Here is a 20,793-nt window from a genome sequence, read left to right on the forward strand (position 1 = left end):
CGCTTCAAAAGCGTAAGCTTTAAGCGGGGGTATAAAGCTTACTAGTGTCAGAAGGGGTTAAAGCCCCTTCTGACAGGTGGCACAAAGTGCCACTGCGTTCATGAGGAAGTAGCGAAGCGGATTCCGAATGTCCGCTTTACGATAAGTCTATATTAACTTTTATAAAATTAAGGATGTTGCTTTTATATAATACAAAATTACTAGTAAAATTGCACAAATAAATTATAAAAATATATCAAAAAATATGCACAGTGCAACCCTACCAAAAGTATGATTCTTATTTAAAACTAGTACCTTGTCAATAAAATAGGTACCAAAGAACTAGCATAGTCCTATTTGAAGATATGGTAAATATTGATAATATAAATGCATTGATGCAGTTTCATATGTAAAAGTTGCACAATGAAAGCTACGGATAATGAATAATTTATTGGGAGGAAAACAAAATGATTGGTGCTTTTAAGAGAACGACAAGAAAGCGCCTTGCATCGCTTTTAGCTGTTGTAATGACTTTGTCTATTATCATTACAGCATCGATTGCGACAGCAAAGGCAAGTGTAGCGTCTGTAGTATTTACAGATGCCGCAGGTTATTTAGAGTCAGCATACGCTGAATGGACAAGCGTAGAGGGGGCTGACGGTTACGTTGCTTATGTGAAGGAGGCAACAAAAAGTGATAATTCGTATATTAAGTTAGACAACGAGCTTATTAGGGAGTATACAAATTATTGGAGAGTTGATGCACTTGGTTTATCAGCAGGTGAATATGTAATTAAGGTTGTACCTTATGTAAACGGCCAGGAAGTCAGTGATAAGGCTAGTGTTACAGATACACTTACAGTAACTGCTTATGATAGATCAGGTTTCGCATTTTCAAGCGATTCTACTTATAAGACAGGATCTGGTGCTTATAACGAAGACGGAACATTAAAGTCAGATGCTATTGTCTTATATATCTATGGCGATACAGCTAAGACTGTAACTGCAACAATCCAGACTGGTAAGAATAAATATACAGAAACTACTGGTTTACAGGCAATTATTGCAGCATATCAGAAGGGTTATGAAACAAGACCTCTTGATGTAAGAATTATTGGTAATATTGATGCTGATTCTGTTGATTCTTTTGGTAGTAGCTCTGAGGGTATTCAGATTAAGGGTAAGAATGCTTATTCACAGCTTAACATGACAATCGAGGGTGTAGGTGAGGATGCTTCAGTTCATGGTTTTGGTTTCTTACTTAGAAATGCAGGCAATGTAGAAATTAGAAACTTCTCAATCCTTTATTTCATGGATGATGGTATTTCAATTGATACAGACAACTGTAATATCTGGGTTCATAACATGGATCTTTATTATGGTAATGCTGGTTCTGATTCAGATCAGGCAAAGGGTGATGGCTCAGTTGATATCAAGGGTAATTCACAGTATGTAACAGTTTCATATGTACATTTTTATGATTCAGGAAAATGTTCACTTTGTGGTATGAAGTCAGAATCTGGTCCAAATTACATTACATACCATCACAACTGGTTTGACCATTCAGATTCAAGAATGGCAAGAATTAGAACTATGTCAGTACATTTATACAACAACTACTATGATGGAAATTCAAAGTATGGTGTTGGTGTAACAACTGGTTCGTCAGCTTTCGTTGAAAACAACTATTTTAGAGGATGTGCTAATCCAATGCTTAGCTCACTTCAGGGTACAGATGCTTTAGGTGATGGTACATTTTCAGGTGAAAACGGCGGCGTAATTAAGGCCTTTAATAATTTCATGGAAAATTCAGGCTCAGTAATTTACGCTAATACAGAAGACGGAAATTCAACTAGCTATGATGCTTACCTTGCAAGCTCAAGAGACGAAGTCGTTTCAGACAGCTACAAGACTTTAGTAGGTTCAACAAGCTATGATAACTTTGATACAACTAAAGACCTTGGCGTTGACGAGTCTAACATTGACGCGGCTGAAGATGTTAAGACAATCGTTACTGCAAACGCAGGTAGCCAGGGTGGCGGCGTAATTGATTACACATTTAGCGAGGAAGATGACAGTAGCTACGCAGTAGATAAAGAATTACTTGCACTTGTAAGAAATTACAAAAATACAGAATTAGTTTCAGTATTAGGCGTTAAGTCAGGTGCTTCAAGCGAGGAGACAAGTACAGAGGCTGAAACAGAAACAACTAAGGAAACAACAACTGAAGAGACAACAACAGCTGAGGTTGCTGCTGATACATCTGTTTCATATGTTCATAACTTCACTGCTGATGGAACAACTAGTGATTTTTATACAATTTCTGGTAATCTCTCAACAGATAAGGGAAAAGTTACATATAATGGTTTAAGCCTTACTAGCTGTTTAAAGATGGAATCTAAAACATCTATTACATTTAAAGCAGCAAAGGATGGTAAGTTAACTTTAGTATTTGGTGGTTCGACAGATGCTAATGGTAAGAAGGTCAAGATAAATGGTACAAGCTATAAAGTTGGTTCTTCTAATGTGCTTACAGTAGATGTAGCTGCTGGTACTGTTACAGTAACAAAGGGTGATTCAATCAACCTCTTCTATATGGTTTATTCATATGGTGATGCTGAGACTGAAACAACAACAGAGGCCGAAACAACAACAGAGGCCGAAACAACAACAGAGGCTGAGACAACTACAGAGTCTAAGGATGATGCAGCTTCAACAGCTTCAACAGTAAGTCTTGCTAACTATGATAAGACAAATACAACATATTCTGGTTCATATACAGATTTAAGCCAGGCTTCTGATTCAGATTTTGCTAATGCAATTTATGTATCAACATCTGAAGAATTAGTTAATGCTTTAGAAAATGTAGTTGCTGGTCAGGCAATTATTGTGGCTGACGGTAAATATAAGTTTAGCAGTACAATTCTTATTTCAGAAGCTAATAGCGGCAGTGAAGGAAATTATAAGATTTTACGTGCTGCAGATAATGCAACTGTAGTGCTTGACTTCTCTGCAATGGAAGAGGAATCTTCTAATAGAGGCGTTATACTTGATGGTGATTACTGGTATGTAAACGGCATTACATTCTATGGTGCTGGTGATAACGGTATGTTACTTTCAGGTAGTAACAACATTATCGAAGGTTGTATTTTTGAAGCAAACCATGATACTGGTTTACAGCTTTCAAGATATAATACAGCTTATGCTGATATATCACAGTGGCCTTCAAACAACTTAATTTTAAACTGTACTTCATTTGATAACTGTGATTTAAAGACACAGGAAAATGCAGATGGTTTCGCTGCTAAGTTAACATGTGGTGAAGGCAATGTATTTGATGGTTGTATTTCATATGCTAATTCAGATGATGGTTGGGATTTATTTGCTAAGAAAACTACAGGACCTATTGGTGTAGTTACAATTAGAAACTGTGTAGCCTTTGCAAATGGTAAGACTAGTTCAGGAACATCTTTTGGTAGTGGCGATATGAATGGATTTAAGCTTGGTGGTTCTGGCGTTGGAACTGCTCATTACGTATTTAACTGTTTAGCTTTTAATAATGGTGCTACAGGATTTACAGATAATAACAATCCTTCAAATCTTACAATTATGAACTGTACAGCAGCTTCTAATGGCGGTGGTGATTCAAGTAAGGCTAACTTTATGTGTTACAGATCAGCATCAGGAGCTCTTTATAAGAACCTTGTTTCTTATAACAATTCTGGCAGTGATAAGTTTACTGGTGTAATTTCTTCATCAGTTGTATCTTATAATAAGAAAAATTACATTTTTAAAACATCTCTTGGTGTTTCAGTTAACAATAGCAGCAAGCTAAGTAGCTTAGCTTCAGCAGCTTACACATTATCAGCTTCTTCATTTAAGAATGCTAATAACAACATTTCAGTAAATCAGGATATTGATAGTTTATTTAGAAATGCTGATGGCACAATCAATGTAAATGGTTTATATGAAACTGAAGCAACTAGTGATATTAGCTCACTTGGTGCACACTACAATGTAGCAAGTCAGAAGATTACACTCCTTTCTTCAAGCAGCACAGAGCCTGCAACAGAAGAGAGCACAGAGGCTTCAACAGAGGAATCAACAGAGGCTCCAACAGAGGAATCAACAGAAGCACCAACAGAGGCTTCAACAGAGGAATCTACAGAGGCACCAACAGAGGCACCAACAGAGGCAACAGAAGCTTCAACAGAGGAATCAACAGAGGCACCAACAGAGGCAACAGAAGCTTCAACAGAGGAATCAACAGAGGCTCCAACACAGGCTCAGGAAGAGACTTCAACAGAAGTAGCTGCTGACACGGATACTGCTTATGAGATGCTTGAAGGCGATGGCGTTACAGTTACAGGAACTGAAAAGCTTGTATTAAGATCTAGCGCATCTTTTGATTTATTCCTTGGTGTTAAGGTAGATGGCGTGCTTATTGATCCTTCAAACTATGTTGCTTACTCAGGTTCTACAATAGTTGAAATTAGCGCAGATTACATGGCTAGCTTATCAGCTGGTGTTCATGAATTTATAATCCTTTCAAAGGATGGTAGCGCTAGCACAAATGTAACAATCACTGCTAATGCTGCAGGTGAAGTTGCAGCTGATACAGATGTAGTTACTGCTAATGATGAAATAGTTTTAGCAGACACAACAGTAACAACAACTAATAATTCAGCAAACACAACAACTAACAATTCAGCAGATACAACAGCTACATCAACTTCACAAACAGGAGATACAGCTAATGTAATTCCTTACATCATCCTCCTTGTAATTGCAGGGGTTGCAATTGCAGTAGGTGTGGTAGTAAGTATTAAGAAGAAGCATAACTAATTACTAATTAAAGATAACAAGAAGAAAATATTGTGGGTCAATAATGTGTAGTAAAAAACTACAGCTAGACCATTAAAATTGCTTGCAAGATTTTACTTCTCCTAATATTTTTGAAAACGGGGTTTAAGACCCCGTTTTCTGTTTTTATGGTTGTTAAAAATGAAATTAATTCATGTAAAGAGCAGGCTTTAAATCAATGTTTAAAGTTGTGTTATTTTCGTATTGCCTAAGTAAATTTTTATGATAAAATTATATGGAAAATGGCTTGCCAAATAGCTTTTATTATGATAATATTCTTTAGTGAAAATACAAATGTCCGCCACAGAAAGACAAAAGGATAAAGAGTGTTTTTGAACTCTTTTATTGTATTTTTTAGGAATTATGTAGTAAATGTCTAAGTTAAGTGGCAGAGGAAAGAGGTAGACGATGAGTGAGAAATTAAGAGTTGGTATTCTTGGTGGTACAGGTATGGTAGGACAGAGATTCATTACATTACTTGAGAATCATCCTTGGTTTGAAGTAGTATTACTTGCAGCTTCAGGACGTTCAGCAGGAAAGTCTTATGAGGAGGCTGTTGATGGACGTTGGAAGATGACTACTCCAATGCCTGAATTTGTTAAGAAGATGCCAGTTTATGATATGGATAAGGATTTTGATAAGATCGTTGAGTCAGTTGATTTTGTATTCTGTGCAGTTAATATGCCAAAGAATGAAATCAAGGCTTTAGAGGAAAGATATGCTAAGGCAGAAGTTCCTGTAGTTTCTAATAACAGTGCTAACCGTTGGACAGAGGATGTTCCTATGGTAGTACCTGAAATTAACCCAGAGCACTTAGAGGTTATTGAGGCTCAGAGAAAGAGACTTGGTACTAAGAGAGGCTTTATCTGTGTTAAGCCTAACTGTTCAATTCAGAGCTATACACCAGCTTTAAATGCTTTAAAGGAATTTGGTCCTAAGCTTGTAGTTGCTACAACATATCAGGCTATTTCAGGTGCTGGTAAGACATTTGCTCAGTGGCCAGAGATGGTTGAGAACATCATCCCATACATTGGTGGTGAAGAAGAAAAGTCTGAGAAGGAACCTCTTAGATTATGGGGTGAAGTAAAGGATGGTAAGGTAGTTCCAGCTACAACACCACAGATTACTTGCCAGTGTATCAGAGTTCCAGTTCTTGATGGACATACAGCTGCAGTATTTGTTAACTTCGAGAAGAAGCCAACAAAGGAACAGATCATTGAAAAGTGGAGAAACTTCAAGGGAGTTCCACAGGAATTAGAGCTTCCAAGCGCTCCAAAGCACTTTATCCAGTACTTAGAAGAAGATGACCGTCCACAGGTTAAGTTAGATGTTAACTATGAGAACGGTATGGGCGTTTCTCTTGGTAGATTAAGAGAAGATGCTGTATTTGACTATAAGTTTGTTGGTTTATCACACAACACACTTAGAGGTGCAGCAGGTGGTGCCGTATTAATCGCTGAGTTACTTAAGGCAAAGGGCTATATTACAGCTAAGTAATTGTAGATTTAAGACTTTTGAATAATAAATTTTACAAAGGGCAAAGATAGGACTTTACACTAATTAAAAGTCTTATTCTTGCCCTTTTTTATTCTTAAAATGTCTTGATAAAAGCCTCGCTTTAGTTTAAACTTAAATTTAGATTTAGTTGAACGCAGTGTAAGCAATCCCCCGCTTCAAAAGCGTAAGCTTTAAGCGGGGGTATAAAGCTTACTAGGTGTCAGAAGGGGTTAAAGCCCCTTCTGACAGGTGGCACAAAGTGTCACTGCGTTCATGAGGAAGTAGCGAAGCGGATTCCGAATGTCCGCTTTAATTTAATAATTCATTTTTTCATAAATAATTAGGGAGGGATTTTATGAAAAGTAATCATTTCTATGCCATGTTGTCTAGAATGAAGTACATCAACCGTTGGGGTCTAATGCGCAACACTAGGGAAGAAAACCTTAGTGAGCATAGTTTAGAGGTTGCCTTCATTGCACACGCACTGGGCGTCATTAATAACGAAATTTTTGGCGGGACAATTAATGCCGAAAGATTAGCTATTCTTGCTATGTACCACGATGTTACAGAAATTATAACAGGAGATATGCCAACTCCAGTAAAGTACTATTCTCCAGTAATTAGAAATGCCTATAAGGAAGTAGAGCATGTGGCAAAGGACGAGATTTTAACAGGCTTGCCCCTTAATTTACGAAAGGTTTATGAGCCACTTTTACTTGAGACTAGTAAGGAAGAGGAGCTCTGGGCTTATGTTAAGGCTGCAGATAAGATTTCAGCCTATATAAAATGTATCGAAGAAATTAACACTGGAAACCTAGATTTTTCAAAAGCTAAGGAGTCTACTTATCAAGCTATTTTAAAGCTTGACTTAAAGGAAGCGAATTATTTTCTTGAAGAATATATTCCAGCTTATAGTCTCACACTTGATGAGTCTAAGAATGAGGAAGAGGATAATAACTAGAATATTTAGCTAGAGGGAGAAAGAATTATGCTACTAGGAAGAAGCACAGAATTAAGCAAATTAAACGATGGTTATACATGTAATGAAAGTACACTTACTATTTGCTATGGTAGAACAAATATAGGTAAAACAAGCCTTATGAGAGAGTTTATAAAGGACAAGGATGCTTTTTATTACCTTGCTTGTCAGGCATCAGAGGAAGAGCAGATAAGGCTTTTAAGAAAAGAAATGATAGAATCTAACCTCATTAGTAAGAGTGAGGATATGGAGATAGATTTTGATAAAGAAAAGGAAAAATTAAAGCTTCCAAAGAAGGATATGTATAGTGAATATGCACATTTGCTAAATAATATTACAAAGCTTTCAGGGGACACTAAGCTTGTAATCATTGAGGAATTCCAAAATATCGTCAAGTCTAACAAGGACTTTATGGCAGTAATTAATGCCATGGTTTCAGGTAAGCTCTTTGATGATAAGGTTTGCATAATCCTTACAAGTTCTTCTATTAGCTGGGTGGAAAATAGTATGGTTAAGGCAATCGGTGAGAATGCTAACGCAATAAGTGCCTTCCTTAAGCTAAAGGAACTTGATTTTGTAGATATAGTTAGAATGTTTCCAAAGCACTCTGTCCTTGATGATTTGGCAATTTATGCCATTACAGGAGGCGTGCCAGGTTATTTAAGTGAGTTAAGCGACAAGCTAAGCCTTGAGGAGAATATTATTGAAAATGTATTAAAGCCTGGAAAGTTACTTTATAACGAGGGAGCAAACTACATTAAAGAGGAGCTTCGTGAGACTTCTCTTTATAATACAATCTTATACTGTGTGGCAAACGGCGAGAATAAGTTAAACGAGCTACATATGCACACAGGCTTTGGTAGAGATAAGATTAGCGTTTATCTAAAGAATTTAATTGAGCGTGAAGTGGTGGAGAAGGTCTTTTCTTATGATATTGCTGGTAAAGAGCACACAAGAAAGGGCTTATATAACATAAAGTCAGGCTACACAAAGTTTTGGTTTAAGTACATTTATGCCAATGAATCAAGACTTTCAAAGCTAGGTGCTAAGGAATTTTATGACAAATACATCGCTCCAACAATTTATGAGTTTGCAGGAGAGGCCTTTGTTACTGTAGGTACTGAGTTTATCGAACTTCTTGATTCTATGGGCAAGCTTGAAATTAAGATTAACAGCCGTTCTAGATGGTGGGGTAAAGATGGCAATATTGACATTATTGTTAGCGATGCTGCCGGTAAGTTCTTAGTTGGTAAGTGCAATTGGTCTGATGAGGCCTTTAGTATGGAGGAGTATAATAATCTTTTGGAAAATGTATCTCAAGCCGAGATTAATGCAGATTATATCTATCTTTTTGCTAAGGAAGGCTTTTCAGAGGAGATTAATCAGTTATCCCGTCAAAACCCTAATATTAAGCTAATTAGCCTTAATGATTTCTAAAAGGATTTGCTTTAGTTTAAAGGATGGTTTTACATTTTTTTAAATTCGTTTTATAATCTTATGGCGCAGTCTAAGAAAATAATTAAATTAATTGGAGGAAATAATGGGAAAATCCGTATTTATAGCGGAGAAACCGAGTGTAGCCCAGGAATTTGCCAAGGCGCTACATGTTAGCTTGTCTAGAAGGGACGGATACCTTGAGGGTGGAGATGTGATTGTAACTTGGTGTGTTGGACATTTAGTTACAATGAGCTATCCAGAGGCCTATGATCCTAATCTAAAAAGATGGAGTTTAGATACGATTCCTTTTATTCCACAGGAATACAAGTATGAGGTTTTACCTGCTGTTAAAAAGCAGTTTGATATAGTTAGCTCTTTGCTTAACAGAGAAGATGTAGAAACAATTTATGTCTGTACCGATTCGGGACGTGAAGGAGAATACATCTATCGATTAGTCAGACAGGAAGCTAAGGTTACTGGTAAGAAAGAAAAGAGAGTTTGGATTGATTCTCAGACAGAGGAGGAAATCCAAAAGGGTATAAAGAATGCCAAGGACATTTCTGAATATAATAATCTTTCCGATGCCGCTTATTTAAGGGCTAAGGAAGACTACCTAATGGGTATTAATTTTTCAAGAGTCTTAACTCTTAAATATGGAAGAAATGTGGCAAATTACCTACACGAGGATAGAGCAAGTATTGCAGTTGGTCGAGTTATGACCTGCGTACTTGGTATGGTGGTTAAAAGAGAACGTGAAATTAGAGCTTTCGTAAAGACACCCTTTTATCGTGTTATAGGTAGTGCCAACCTTGAAGGACACAAGTTTGATGCAGAATGGAAGGTAAGTGAGAAGAGTAAGTACTATAACACTCCTTATCTTTATAATGACAAGGGCTTTAAAGATAAGGAAAAGGCTACTGAGCTTTTAAATTTTCTATCAGATCCTTTGCCACAAACAGCGGTGGTTGAGTCCATTGAAAGAAAGAAGGAGACGAAAAATCCTCCACTTTTATACAACCTAGCTGAAATTCAGAACGAGTGTAGTAAGCTTTTTAAAATCAGTCCTGATCAGACACTTAATATCATTCAGGAATTATACGAGAAAAAGCTTGTAACATATCCTAGAACTGACGCGAGAGTGCTCTCAACCGCCATTTCTAAGGAGATTAATAAAAATATTGCTGGTCTTCGTAATTTCGCCCCTGTGAAGGAATTTGCAAGCGAAATACTAGAAAAGGAAAGCTTTAAGGGCATTGAAAAGACAAGATATTGTAATGACAAGGCTATTACAGACCATTATGCTATTATACCAACAGGTCAGGGCTTTAATAATTTAGGCAGTCTCTCGCAGACAGCACTAAAGACCTATGAAGTAATATGCAGAAGGTTTTTAAGCATTTTCTATCCAGCAGCTATTTATCAAAGAGTAGCAATGAACTTAAATGTTAAGGATGAAAATTTATATGCATCCTTTAAGACATTAGCGGACGAGGGCTATTTAAAGGTAGCGAAGAACTCATTTTCAAAGGCTTCTAAGGCTAGTAAATCAGAAGAAGATGAAGCTGATGAGGATATTAATGATACAGCTTTCTTTGAACTATTGAAAAAGATTAGAAAAGGGGCTAATATAGACTTTACTGAGTTTAATATAAAGGAAGGCGAAACAAGCCCTCCAAAGAGATATTCTTCTGGTTCAATGATTCTTGCCATGGAAAATGCAGGACAGTTAATTGAAGATGAAGAACTCAGAGCTCAAATAAAAGGTAGCGGTATTGGTACTTCTGCCACAAGAGCAGAAATTTTAAAAAAGCTAGAGACAAAGAAATATATTTCTATAGCTAAGAAGACTCAGATCATTACTCCAAGCCTTTTTGGAGAGATAATTTATGATGTAGTGGCTAATTCGATTAAGGCCTTGTTAAACCCGGAACTTACCGCAAGTTGGGAGAAGGGCTTGACAATGGTTGCCAATGGCGACATTACAGCAGATGAATACATGGAAAAGATGAATGCATTTGTTGTTCGCAGAACTAATGGCGTTAAGATGCTTAATAATCAAGGCATGCTTTATGGCTTGTTTAATGAAAGCGCGAAGAATTACAAGAAATAGTGGCTATTATCAAGGAGGATATTTTTTATGTGTGGTATTGCAGGTTATGTAGGTAGTAGAGATAGTGCTGACGTTTTAATTGGCGCTTTATCTAAGTTAGAGTATAGAGGCTATGATTCAGCTGGTATTGCTGTTTCTGAAAATGGTTCTATTAAGGTAAAGAAGTGCCAGGGCCGTTTAAAGAATTTAGTAGACAAGATGGATAGAGAGGGTAAGCCAGTAGGTCACGTGGGTATTGGTCACACACGTTGGGCTACACATGGTGAACCATCAGATATTAACTCTCATCCACATGGTAATAAGAGAGTTTCAATCGTACACAATGGTATCATTGAAAACTATAAGCAGATTAAGGACTTCCTTTTAAAGGAAGGTTATAACTTTGTATCAGAGACAGATACAGAAACAGTAGCTAAGTTACTTGATTACTACTATGATGGTGATCCAATTGCTACAATTACTAAGGTTTTAGCAGAAATTAAGGGTTCATATGCCCTTGGTATTATGTTTAGAGATTTTCCAGATGTAGTTTATGCTGTAAGAAAGGAAAGCCCATTAATCGTTGGTATTGGTAAGGGTGAGAACTTTATTGCATCAGATATGACTGCAATCTTAGAGTATACAAGAAATTACATTTTACTTGAGCAAAACGAAATCGCAATCGTAGAAAAGTCAGGTGTTAAGGTAGTTGATATCCACGGTGAAGAAGTTTCTAAGGAAATGAACGTTGCTGATTGGGATATTGATGCAGCTCAAAAGGGTGGATACGAGCATTTCATGCTTAAGGAGATCCATGAACAGCCAGAAGTTGTTAAGACTACAATTACACCAAGAATTTCTAATCATATTCCTACATTTGAGAATGAAGGTATATCACTTGATAAGCTTTCAAGCTACAACAACATTTTCATAGTTGCTTGTGGTACTGCAATGCACGCAGGTATGGTGGGTAAATATGTTATTGAGAAAATGGCTAGAGTATCCGTTACTGTAGACATTGCCTCAGAATTTAGATATAGAGATCCTTTAATTAACGAGGGAGATTTAGTTATTCTTATTTCTCAGTCAGGTGAAACAGCTGATACAAAGGCTGCTCTTGAACTTGCTAAGGAGAGAGGGGCTGAAACTCTTGCTATTGTTAACGTTAAGGGCTCTTCAATTGCTAGAGCTGCAGATTATGTTTTATATACACATGCAGGTCCAGAAATTTCAGTTGCCTCAACAAAGGCTTACATGGTTCAGGTTTCAGTGATGTACTTACTTGCCTTCCAGTTAGCTTATGCAAAGGGTAAGATTACTAAGGAACAGTTAGTTGAATACACTAAGTTATTAGAGAACATTCCAGAGCAGATTGAGGAAGCTATTAATCTTAAGCCAGCTTGCCAGTTTGCAGCTTCAAAGCTTCTTAATGCAGATAGCTTATTATACATTGGTAGAGGCCTTGATTATGCCTTAAGTATGGAAGGTTCATTAAAACTTAAGGAAATTTCATATATTCATTCTGAGTCTTATGCAGCAGGTGAATTAAAGCATGGTACAATCTCACTTATTGATGACGGAATGCCAGTAATTGCCATTGCTACACAGAAGGACTTAGTAGAAAAGACAATTAGTAATATTAAGGAAGTTAAGGCTAGAGGCGCATTTGTCGTACTTATAGCTGCTCCTGGCGTTGACGTTGAAGATGGCGTTAGCGACGTAACAATTTGCCTTCCAGAAGCTAATCAGCTACTTATGCCTATGGTTGCAGCTGTTCCATTACAGCTTATTGCTTATTACACATCAGTACTTAAGGGTAATGACGTTGATAAGCCAAGAAACCTTGCTAAGTCTGTTACAGTAGAATAAAAGCTTTGGAGGACAATATGAATTTAACAATTGATAATTTATTTGATTTAAACGAAACAATCGCTAAGGATATCTTTAAGGGTTGCACATACCCTTGGGAGGTCCTAGCTAAGATTGGTGACTTTATTATAGAACTTGGAAAGACACTTCCAGCCGATGAATACGAGCTTAGAGGTGAAAATGTATGGGTACACAAAACTGCTAATGTTTTCCCTTCAGCCTACATCGCAGGTCCAGCTATTATTGGCAAGGACGCAGAAGTTAGACACTGTGCATTTATTCGTGGTAAGGCCATTGTGGGTGAAGGCGCAGTAGTTGGTAACTCAACTGAATTAAAGAATGTAATTCTCTTTAATAAGGTTCAGGTTCCTCATTATAACTATGTTGGTGACTCAATCCTTGGTTTTAAGGCTCATATGGGAGCTGGCTCAATTACAAGTAATGTTAAGTCTGATAAGAAGCTTATTGTCATTAAAAATGGTGACGAAAGAATAGAGACTGGCATTAAAAAGATTGGTGCCTTCCTTGGTGATAATGTAGAAGTTGGCTGCGGTAGCGTACTTAATCCAGGTACAATTGTTGGTAGAGAATCTAACATCTACCCACTTTCAAGTGTACGTGGTGTTGTTGAGGCTAAGTCAATTTATAAGAAGGCTGGAGAAGTTGTTTCTAAGAATTAGGATAAGGATTTAAGAGGGTGATTTATATGCGAAATGAGTTAACAGAAAATGACATTAAGAAGATGGAAGAGGAAATCGACTATCGTATTAGCGTTGTTAGAAAAGAGGCTCTTGAGGATGTAAAGACAGCACGAGCTCAAGGAGATTTAAGCGAGAATTTTGAATATCATGCTGCTAAGAAGTTTAAGAACCAGAATGAAAGTCGTATCAGATATCTTCAAAGAATGATTAAGTCTGCTACAGTTATTAAAGAAACTGCCGCAGAGGATGAGATTGGTGTTAATAATACAGTTGAAGTTTACTATGAAGATGACGATGAAAGCGAGGAGATTAAGCTTGTTACAACAGTAAGAGAAGATTCTTTACTTGGACTTATAAGCATCGAATCCCCACTAGGAAAAGCCCTACTTGGTCACAAAGTAGGCGATAGAGTGCTTATTCATGTTAATGATAATCTTGAGTATTACGTAGTAGTAAAGCGCATCGATAAAACAGATGATGCAGACGATAAGATACAACGTTATTGACAACAATTGCACTAGATAGTATATTTAATGGGCTTAATTTTTTAAGCCCATTTATTTTTAAATAGCAATAGATTTTACGAAAGAAAACAATTGAAAGGAAGAACACACATGTCTTTTAACGAGGCTCAAAAAAGAGCAATAGAATTTAACAAGGGTCCTTGTCTTGTTATTGCAGGCCCTGGTAGTGGTAAGACTTTTACCCTGACTAATCGAATAAAGAATCTAATTAATAATCATGATGTGAGTCCACAAAACATTCTAGTAATCACTTTTAATAAATCCGCAGCAATTCAAATTAAAGAGCGTTTCTATAAAGAGAACAATAATCAAGGCATTGGCGTATTTTTTGCCACCTTTCATTCCCTCTTTTTTACCATACTTAAGCATGCCAACAACCTAACAAATGATGCAGTTATAACTCTTAATCTACAAAGAAGCATTATAAGAAAAGAGATTCTAAAATACGAGCTAGAATACGATAACGAAGACGAACTAATTGATTTAGTTCTTGCAGAAATATCTAAGATAAAAAATGACAATCTTAATATCAATAATTACAAGTCCAAAACAATCCCAGAACAGACCTTTAAGAATATATTTAGAGTTTACGAATTTGAAAAAAAGCGACATGGTCTATTAGACTTTGATGATTTCGCTCTTAAGCTAGTTTATCTTTTAAAGGAAAATGAAGAGCTACGTCAGAGTCTAATAAAGCGCTTTAAATACATTTTAATAGATGAATTTCAAGATATTAATAAGGTGCAGTTTGAAGTAATAATGCAGTTACTAGGGGAAGAATGTAATCTTTTTGTGGTGGGAGATGATGATCAAAGTATTTACGGCTTTAGGGGCTCTAAGCCAGAGATTATGCTATCCTTCCTAGATATATTTTCAAAGGCCAGTAAGTTTGAATTAAATATAAATTACAGGAGTGAGTCAAATATCGTGGAACTTGCCAATAAACTTATAGCTCATAATAAAGTAAGATTTGAAAAAAATTTACATACGCCGGAACGGAGTAAAGGAATAATTACTTACCTTAGACCAAAGGATCAAAAGGAAGAGAGGGAGTTTTTAGTTAGTGAGATTGTAAAACTAAAGGAGCAGGGGATAAATTATAGGGATATTGCTATATTTTCAAGGACCAATGAATTAAATAAGGTCTTTGTAAGAGAACTTATGGCTATGGGAATTAAATGCAAAAATGATTTTAAGATGTCTTCTTTTTACAATAGTAATGTGGTGGAGGAAGTCCTTGCTTACCTTGAAATTGCCCTTGGAGATAGGACTAGAGAGAAGTTTTTAAAAATAATAAATAAGCCCATGAGGTATATTACAAGGTCTTATCTTACAAGTCCCGTGTCTTTGATTTCTTTAAAGGAGATTTATGAGAAGGCGGAAAAGCCTAATTATACTGTTATAAAAAATATTGATAGCCTTATCTTTGATATTAATATGCTTAAGAAAATGACTAGCTTTGCGGCGATTAATTACATTAGAAAGGGCATTGGCCTTGAGGATTATATTGAGGAATATGCTAGAAAAAATAAAGCCAATAAGGAGCTGATACTTGAAGACCTTGAAAAGATAACAGAGCTTTCAAAGGAATTTACTAAGATAAGTGATTTTGTAGCCTTTGTAAGGGAAAAGCAAAAGGAAAATGGGGAGGCAGCAGCTGATGGAACTGGAGTTGGTGCAGGGACGAAAGATAAGGACTACTCTAATTTTGATGGGATTAACTTCTACACTCTTCATAGAAGTAAGGGCCTAGAGTTTAAAGTGGTTTTTATTATGGATGTTTGCGAGGAAATTATTCCTCTTAATAAGGCGACACTTGAAGAGGAAATAGAGGAGGAGCGAAGGCTTTTCTATGTAGGTATTACAAGGGCTAAGAAACATTTGTATATACTTTCTCCTAAGCATAGATATAACAAAGATTATCTTCCTTCAAGATTTATCGAGGAAATAGGTCTTGAGGAAAATCAATTATTGTGATACCCTTTTAAAAGGTTACATAAAGAAAAGCTTATGCAGTAAGCATGAAAAGGAGATAATTATGGCAAATAATTCAGAATATAGCACAGTTACACTTGCGCTTGATGGCGGTGAGACATGCGAATGTGCAATCGTTAGAATTTTCCCAGCTGGTGAGAATACATATATAGCTCTTTTACCACTTGAGGGTGAGGCAGCAGATAACGATGAGGTTTATCTTTACAGATACGAAGAGGATCCAAACGGTGAGCCAGTACTAGAGAATATCGGCTCTGATGAGGAATATGAGATAGTTTCAGATGCTTTTGATGAAGAGCTTGATGCTATGGAATATGAAGAACTCTACGAAGCTGAAGATATTGAAGAAGAGAATAAGTAATAAATAAACTATATCATAAGAAAACTTATTTAAATTAACAAAAAGCACTTGATAATTAATTAAATTAGGTTTATTATAGAAAAGTATTAATGAATGTCAAAGGAGACAATTTTAGCCGCGATAGCTAGAATTGTCTCTTTTTGTTTTAAGGAGGAATTATGGATAAGATTGATAAGAAGATAATCACATTATTACAGCAGAACGCAAGAATGCCACTTAAGGCTTTAGCAGAGAACGTATTTTTATCATCACCTGCTGTATCAGCAAGAATTGAAAGACTTGAAAAAGAAGAAATCATTGAAGGCTATGAGGTTAAGATTAATCAGTTAAAGCTTGGATATCATATTACAGCTTTTATTAATCTTGAAGTAGCACCTGCACAGAAGCCAGAATTTTATCCATTTATTAAGTCATGCGCTAATGTTGTAGAATGTAATTGTGTAACAGGTAATTATTCAATGTTACTTAAGGTTATCTTCCCAAGTACTTTAGAACTTGATACATTTATTGGACAGCTTCAGAAATTTGGTCGTACATCAACTCAGATCGTTTTCTCAACACCAGTTCCACCAAGAGGAATTGACGTTAACCAAGATATGCCAATGGAAGAATAATTTTATTTTCTTTTTATTGAATGAATAATCTCTGCTTGCTATACTAAAAAGCGTATGAAACAAAGACAATCGGAGGTTTTTCATGTTTAATAATCAGGATAAATGTAAACTAGTTTTAGATAACGTCAATAAGGTTATCGTAGATAAGGAGGATGTTACAAAGTTGATTTTAACAAGTGTTTTAGCATCTGGCCATGTACTACTAGAGGATGTTCCAGGAACAGGCAAGACAATGCTTGCTAAAACATTTGCTAAAAGCATAGAGGGTAACTTTAAGAGAATCCAATTTACACCAGATTTACTTCCATCAGACATTACAGGTATTCATATCTATAACCAGAAGGAAGAAGAGTTTAAGTTTAGAAGAGGTCCAATTTTTACTAATATTTTATTGGCTGATGAGATTAACAGAGCGACACCAAGAACTCAGTCAGCACTTCTTGAATGTATGGAAGAAACACAGGTAACAGTTGATGAAACTAGTTTTAAGCTAGATGCACCATTTATCGTTATTGCCACTGAGAACCCTATTGAGACTGCTGGTACTTACGAGTTACCAGAGGCTCAGTTAGATAGATTTTTAATGAAGATTAATATGGGTTATCCAAGCGAGGAAGGTGAGAAGGAGATTCTTACTAGATTTTTAAAGGCTAGCCCTATTGAATCCATTAGAAGCGTAGTTACTACAAAAGATATCTTAGAGATGAGAGAAGAGGTAAAGGAAGTCTTTATCCATCCATCTTTAATTGAATATATTGTCAATATTGCTACTAAGACTAGAAATAGCGTGGACATTTCCATTGGTATTAGTCCTAGAGCGTCAATTGCTATGGTGAATGCTGCGAGAGCATTTGCATATGTATCAGGAAGAACTTATGTTGTACCAGAAGATATTAAGTCTTTAGCTAGAGTTTGCTTTGCTCATAGACTTTCACTATCATCCGGTGCCTTTGCTCGTGACAACAAAGAGCAGATTATTGATAGAATCGTTAGCGAAATTAATGTGCCTACAGAGGAATGGGATAAGTAATGAATATTATTTTGATGATAGTAGCTGTGGCACTTGTTTACTCCTTTGTTGTTACTCTTTATAGAAAGAATTGGTCTAAGAATTTGAAAATGAATCTAAATTTCGAAAGCAGAAATGTGATTCGTGGGGATTCAACCAATTTAGTCTTAACTGTTAGCAACGCTAAGAAATTGCCCTTAGCTATGATTAATACTAAATTTCAATTAGATAAGAGTTTGTATTTTACAGATATTGATACTAACTCTACAACTACAGATAGAACCTATAGAAATGACGTGTTTTCCCTAGGTCCTAATCAGAAGATCACAAGACGTATTCCTATTAAGTGTCTTAAAAGAGGTGTCTTTACACTAGATAATTTAGAGATTGTCTTTAACGGTGTATTTATGGATGAGGTAAATGTATGCAAGCAGGACGCTACTGCCTTTATTACAGTTTACCCACAGGCCATTGACGTTAATAAGCTTGGAATTATTAATAATAGTCTTGAAGGGGACTTAACTAAGAAGAAGTACCTATTCGAGGATAAGTTCGCTTTCCGCTCAATTAGAGAATACAACTATAATGATAATTTAAAGTCCGTTAACTGGAAGGCTTCTGCTAAAACCGGTCAGCTTATGGTTAATGAATGTGATGAGACTATGAGTAGAAATGTATGCATTTTACTTAACTTAGAAAAGGACAGACAGCTTGAATCCCTTGAGATTATTGAGAATAGTATTGAGCTTTGTTCAGGCTTTGCCACTAAGTTTTTAAAGGAAGGGGTTAATTTATCCCTTTACTCAAATGCTAGAGATTATCTTGAAGGAGCTGAGATTAAGCTTTCTGCAGGTTCTGGTGTTGCTCATTTAAAGACTATTAACGCGCTACTTGCTAGAGTTGATGCAAGCAAGGAGAAGCGTGACTTTAAGGAAATCATCAACGAACTTCAAATTAAAAGAGATTCAATCTATGTAATTATTTCTGCTAATAGACAGAAGGAATTAGTAGACTTAATTAACGAGAAATTTAAAAACGATAAGGATTCTCTCTGGGTTGTGCCACATTTTAGGGGAGAAAATATATCGCAGTTTACAGAGCTAAAGAGCTTGGAGTTTGAGATTGATCAGAATATAGGAGGTAAGCTTTAATGGGACAGCCAACAAAGATTAGTAAAACTAACAAAAGGCTTAACGTATTAGAAACCTTCCTAGAAATTTTCACACAGTTTGTGGTATTTTTTGCCATTGAAGTTATGGCTATTATTGGTATTGCCAATAGGCCAAATACTGATATAGTCCTATGTTTACTGTGTATTATTCCAACAGTAGCTCTTTATATTGTTAGACGTAAGGTTAATAATTTTACAGCCTTTATGATAATTAATTTGATATTCCCGCTAGTAAGCCTTGCCTTTGCAAGAAATGACCTTGAGATTGTGACTTTTTTCCTTGCTACACTTGTAATATCACTTCGTTCAATTAGAATTAAGAATGCCATGAATAAGCTTACAGAGCTTGCTAATAATTCCCCTGTTTCTAAGGATTTTGTATCTAATTTAAAATCTGCTGCAGACGAGGATGTTTACTCAAGTTCTGTAATTAAAGAAAGAATGCATCCAGCCTACGCCCTTGTAATGTTTGTGGGATACGTGCTTGGTGGCAGCAATAATAATGATGGCCTTGTGGGACTTATGGTGCTTTTATTTGTAGTATTTGTCCTATCTAGCCTAATTTATAATCAGGTAAAGGAACTTAATAAGGTTATTAAGGTTAACTCCGGAAAGTCAGAGTTTCCCCTTAATAGAATTATTAATGCAAATGTAACCGTAACCTTTGTAATTGCCTTAGTTATGGCGGTTTTCATGTACCTTTTCTATTACGGTAAGTACGGAAATTTATTTAGTATAATCGGCGGATTTTTATTTGCCATTGTAAAGCTAATTATTAAGTTTATTCTTATACTTTGGGGATCTGGTGGGGATTCAACAGATTCAGCTTCTTCTAGTGATGAGGCAAGTTCAGGTTATGATATTAGCTTTGCAGATTCCACACCAAATGATAATGCAGCTATCTTTAATGCTATTTTTGAGGCCTTTGCCCTTGTGCTTGTGATAGCCTTGGCAGTTTCAGTAATTTACCTAGTATTTAAGTATGCTAAGAGCTTTAAAAGGACTAAGCTTGATGAATTTGATGAAGTGGAGTTTTTAAAGGAAGAAAAGATTTCAAAGGATAAGGCTTACGAGACTTTAAAGAAGGAGTCATCTAAGGGTTTATCTAATAATGACAGCTATAGAAAGATTTTCAAAAAATACGCCAAGTCAAAGAAGCGTTATACTAAATATAAGAAAAATGGTCTAAAGCCGGATAAATTAATGCCTGGCGATATTTCTTCTAAGCTTATTATTGAGGATGAAGAAAAGGCGGCTAAGATAACTGAGGCTTATGAAAAGGCTAGATACTCAAGAGAAGAGGTAACTAAAGAGGAAATTAGTTATTTAAAGAAGTTATAAAACTTATTGACAAACAAATATTGTTAGTTTATAGTTTTAATATAATTCAATATTTAAAATGCGATGAAGAGGAATAGTAGTTATGAATCGGAATACAGAGAGCTATCGGTTGGTGAAAGATAGATAAAGAGAAGTAATGAACTCGCCTTGGAGCAGCTACCTGAAATTATTTTTTAATAACTGTAGGGCTAGACGGAATGCCAACCGTTATAATGGTCAGAATATGAAAGTATTTGGTGAGTGCATAGTTTTACTATGAATAAGAGTGGTAACGCGGATTTTATTCGTCTCTTAAAGGGAAACCTTTAAGAGACGTTTTTTTATAGCCTCTTTGGGAAGGGAGACTTTTTAGCGTTAGGATAAAG

At 36.0% G+C, this 20,793-nt stretch carries 14 protein-coding genes and 1 other annotated feature; all 14 genes read left to right on the forward strand.

Translation table 11 applies throughout. The annotated features are described in order from the left end of the window. Nucleotides 1–446: 446 nt before the first annotated feature. The 14 genes from G600_RS15810 (at nt 447) to G600_RS0102820 (ending at nt 20,428) form a co-directional block, all read left to right on the forward strand. Entirely contained in the window at nt 447–4,823 is a 4,377-nt protein-coding gene (locus G600_RS15810) for a pectate lyase family protein (RefSeq protein WP_081669392.1), read from the forward strand. Between the two features lie 426 nt (nt 4,824–5,249). Then, nucleotides 5,250–6,338, forward strand: coding sequence for an aspartate-semialdehyde dehydrogenase (gene asd / locus G600_RS0102760; RefSeq protein WP_027430561.1), 1,089 nt, complete (start codon nt 5,250–5,252; stop codon nt 6,336–6,338). Nucleotides 6,339–6,693: 355 nt separating this feature from the next. After that, complete coding sequence (gene yfbR / locus G600_RS0102765; RefSeq protein ID WP_027430562.1) at nt 6,694–7,299, forward strand: 5'-deoxynucleotidase; 606 nt, start codon at nt 6,694–6,696, stop codon at nt 7,297–7,299. Between the two features lie 27 nt (nt 7,300–7,326). After that, nucleotides 7,327–8,754 (forward strand): ATP-binding protein, encoded by a 1,428-nt coding sequence (locus G600_RS0102770; protein WP_027430563.1) that lies wholly within the window; start codon nt 7,327–7,329, stop codon nt 8,752–8,754. A gap of 103 nt (nt 8,755–8,857) precedes the next feature. Continuing rightward, nucleotides 8,858–10,864, forward strand: coding sequence for a DNA topoisomerase (locus G600_RS0102775; RefSeq protein ID WP_027430564.1), 2,007 nt, complete (start codon nt 8,858–8,860; stop codon nt 10,862–10,864). A 27-nt stretch (nt 10,865–10,891) separates the two neighbouring features. After that, nucleotides 10,892–12,712 (forward strand): glutamine--fructose-6-phosphate transaminase (isomerizing), encoded by a 1,821-nt coding sequence (gene glmS / locus G600_RS0102780; RefSeq protein WP_027430565.1) that lies wholly within the window; start codon nt 10,892–10,894, stop codon nt 12,710–12,712. A gap of 17 nt (nt 12,713–12,729) precedes the next feature. Further along, entirely contained in the window at nt 12,730–13,392 is a 663-nt protein-coding gene (locus tag G600_RS0102785; RefSeq protein ID WP_027430566.1) for an LbetaH domain-containing protein, read from the forward strand. A gap of 26 nt (nt 13,393–13,418) precedes the next feature. Then, nucleotides 13,419–13,919 (forward strand): GreA/GreB family elongation factor, encoded by a 501-nt coding sequence (locus G600_RS0102790; RefSeq protein WP_027430567.1) that lies wholly within the window; start codon nt 13,419–13,421, stop codon nt 13,917–13,919. Nucleotides 13,920–14,027: 108 nt separating this feature from the next. Beyond that, the gene (locus tag G600_RS0102795) at nt 14,028–15,914 is read left to right on the forward strand and encodes an ATP-dependent helicase (protein ID WP_027430568.1); all 1,887 of its coding nucleotides are present in this window, start codon (nt 14,028–14,030) and stop codon (nt 15,912–15,914) included. A 61-nt stretch (nt 15,915–15,975) separates the two neighbouring features. Then, the gene (locus G600_RS0102800; protein WP_034245350.1) at nt 15,976–16,293 is read left to right on the forward strand and encodes a DUF1292 domain-containing protein; all 318 of its coding nucleotides are present in this window, start codon (nt 15,976–15,978) and stop codon (nt 16,291–16,293) included. A gap of 158 nt (nt 16,294–16,451) precedes the next feature. Then, entirely contained in the window at nt 16,452–16,907 is a 456-nt protein-coding gene (locus G600_RS0102805) for an Lrp/AsnC family transcriptional regulator (RefSeq protein WP_027430570.1), read from the forward strand. 82 nt (nt 16,908–16,989) lie between these two features. Next, nucleotides 16,990–17,937 carry an AAA family ATPase gene (locus tag G600_RS0102810; protein WP_027430571.1) on the forward strand — a complete coding sequence of 316 codons (948 nt, stop codon included), beginning with the start codon at nt 16,990–16,992 and terminating at the stop codon, nt 17,935–17,937. Continuing rightward, the gene (locus tag G600_RS0102815; RefSeq protein ID WP_027430572.1) at nt 17,937–19,067 is read left to right on the forward strand and encodes a DUF58 domain-containing protein; all 1,131 of its coding nucleotides are present in this window, start codon (nt 17,937–17,939) and stop codon (nt 19,065–19,067) included. The genes G600_RS0102810 and G600_RS0102815 overlap by 1 nt, the downstream gene beginning before the upstream one ends. After that, on the forward strand, nt 19,067–20,428 hold the full coding sequence (locus G600_RS0102820; RefSeq protein WP_027430573.1) for a hypothetical protein: 1,362 nt from the start codon (nt 19,067–19,069) through the stop codon (nt 20,426–20,428). Before G600_RS0102815 ends, G600_RS0102820 begins: the two co-directional genes overlap by 1 nt. Before the next feature lie 54 nt (nt 20,429–20,482). Continuing rightward, nucleotides 20,483–20,723, forward strand: a binding site (T-box leader). Nucleotides 20,724–20,793 lie beyond the last annotated feature (70 nt).

This window comes from Lachnospira multipara ATCC 19207, from assembly GCF_000424105.1.
Classification (GTDB): Bacteria; Bacillota; Clostridia; order Lachnospirales; family Lachnospiraceae; genus Lachnospira; species Lachnospira multipara.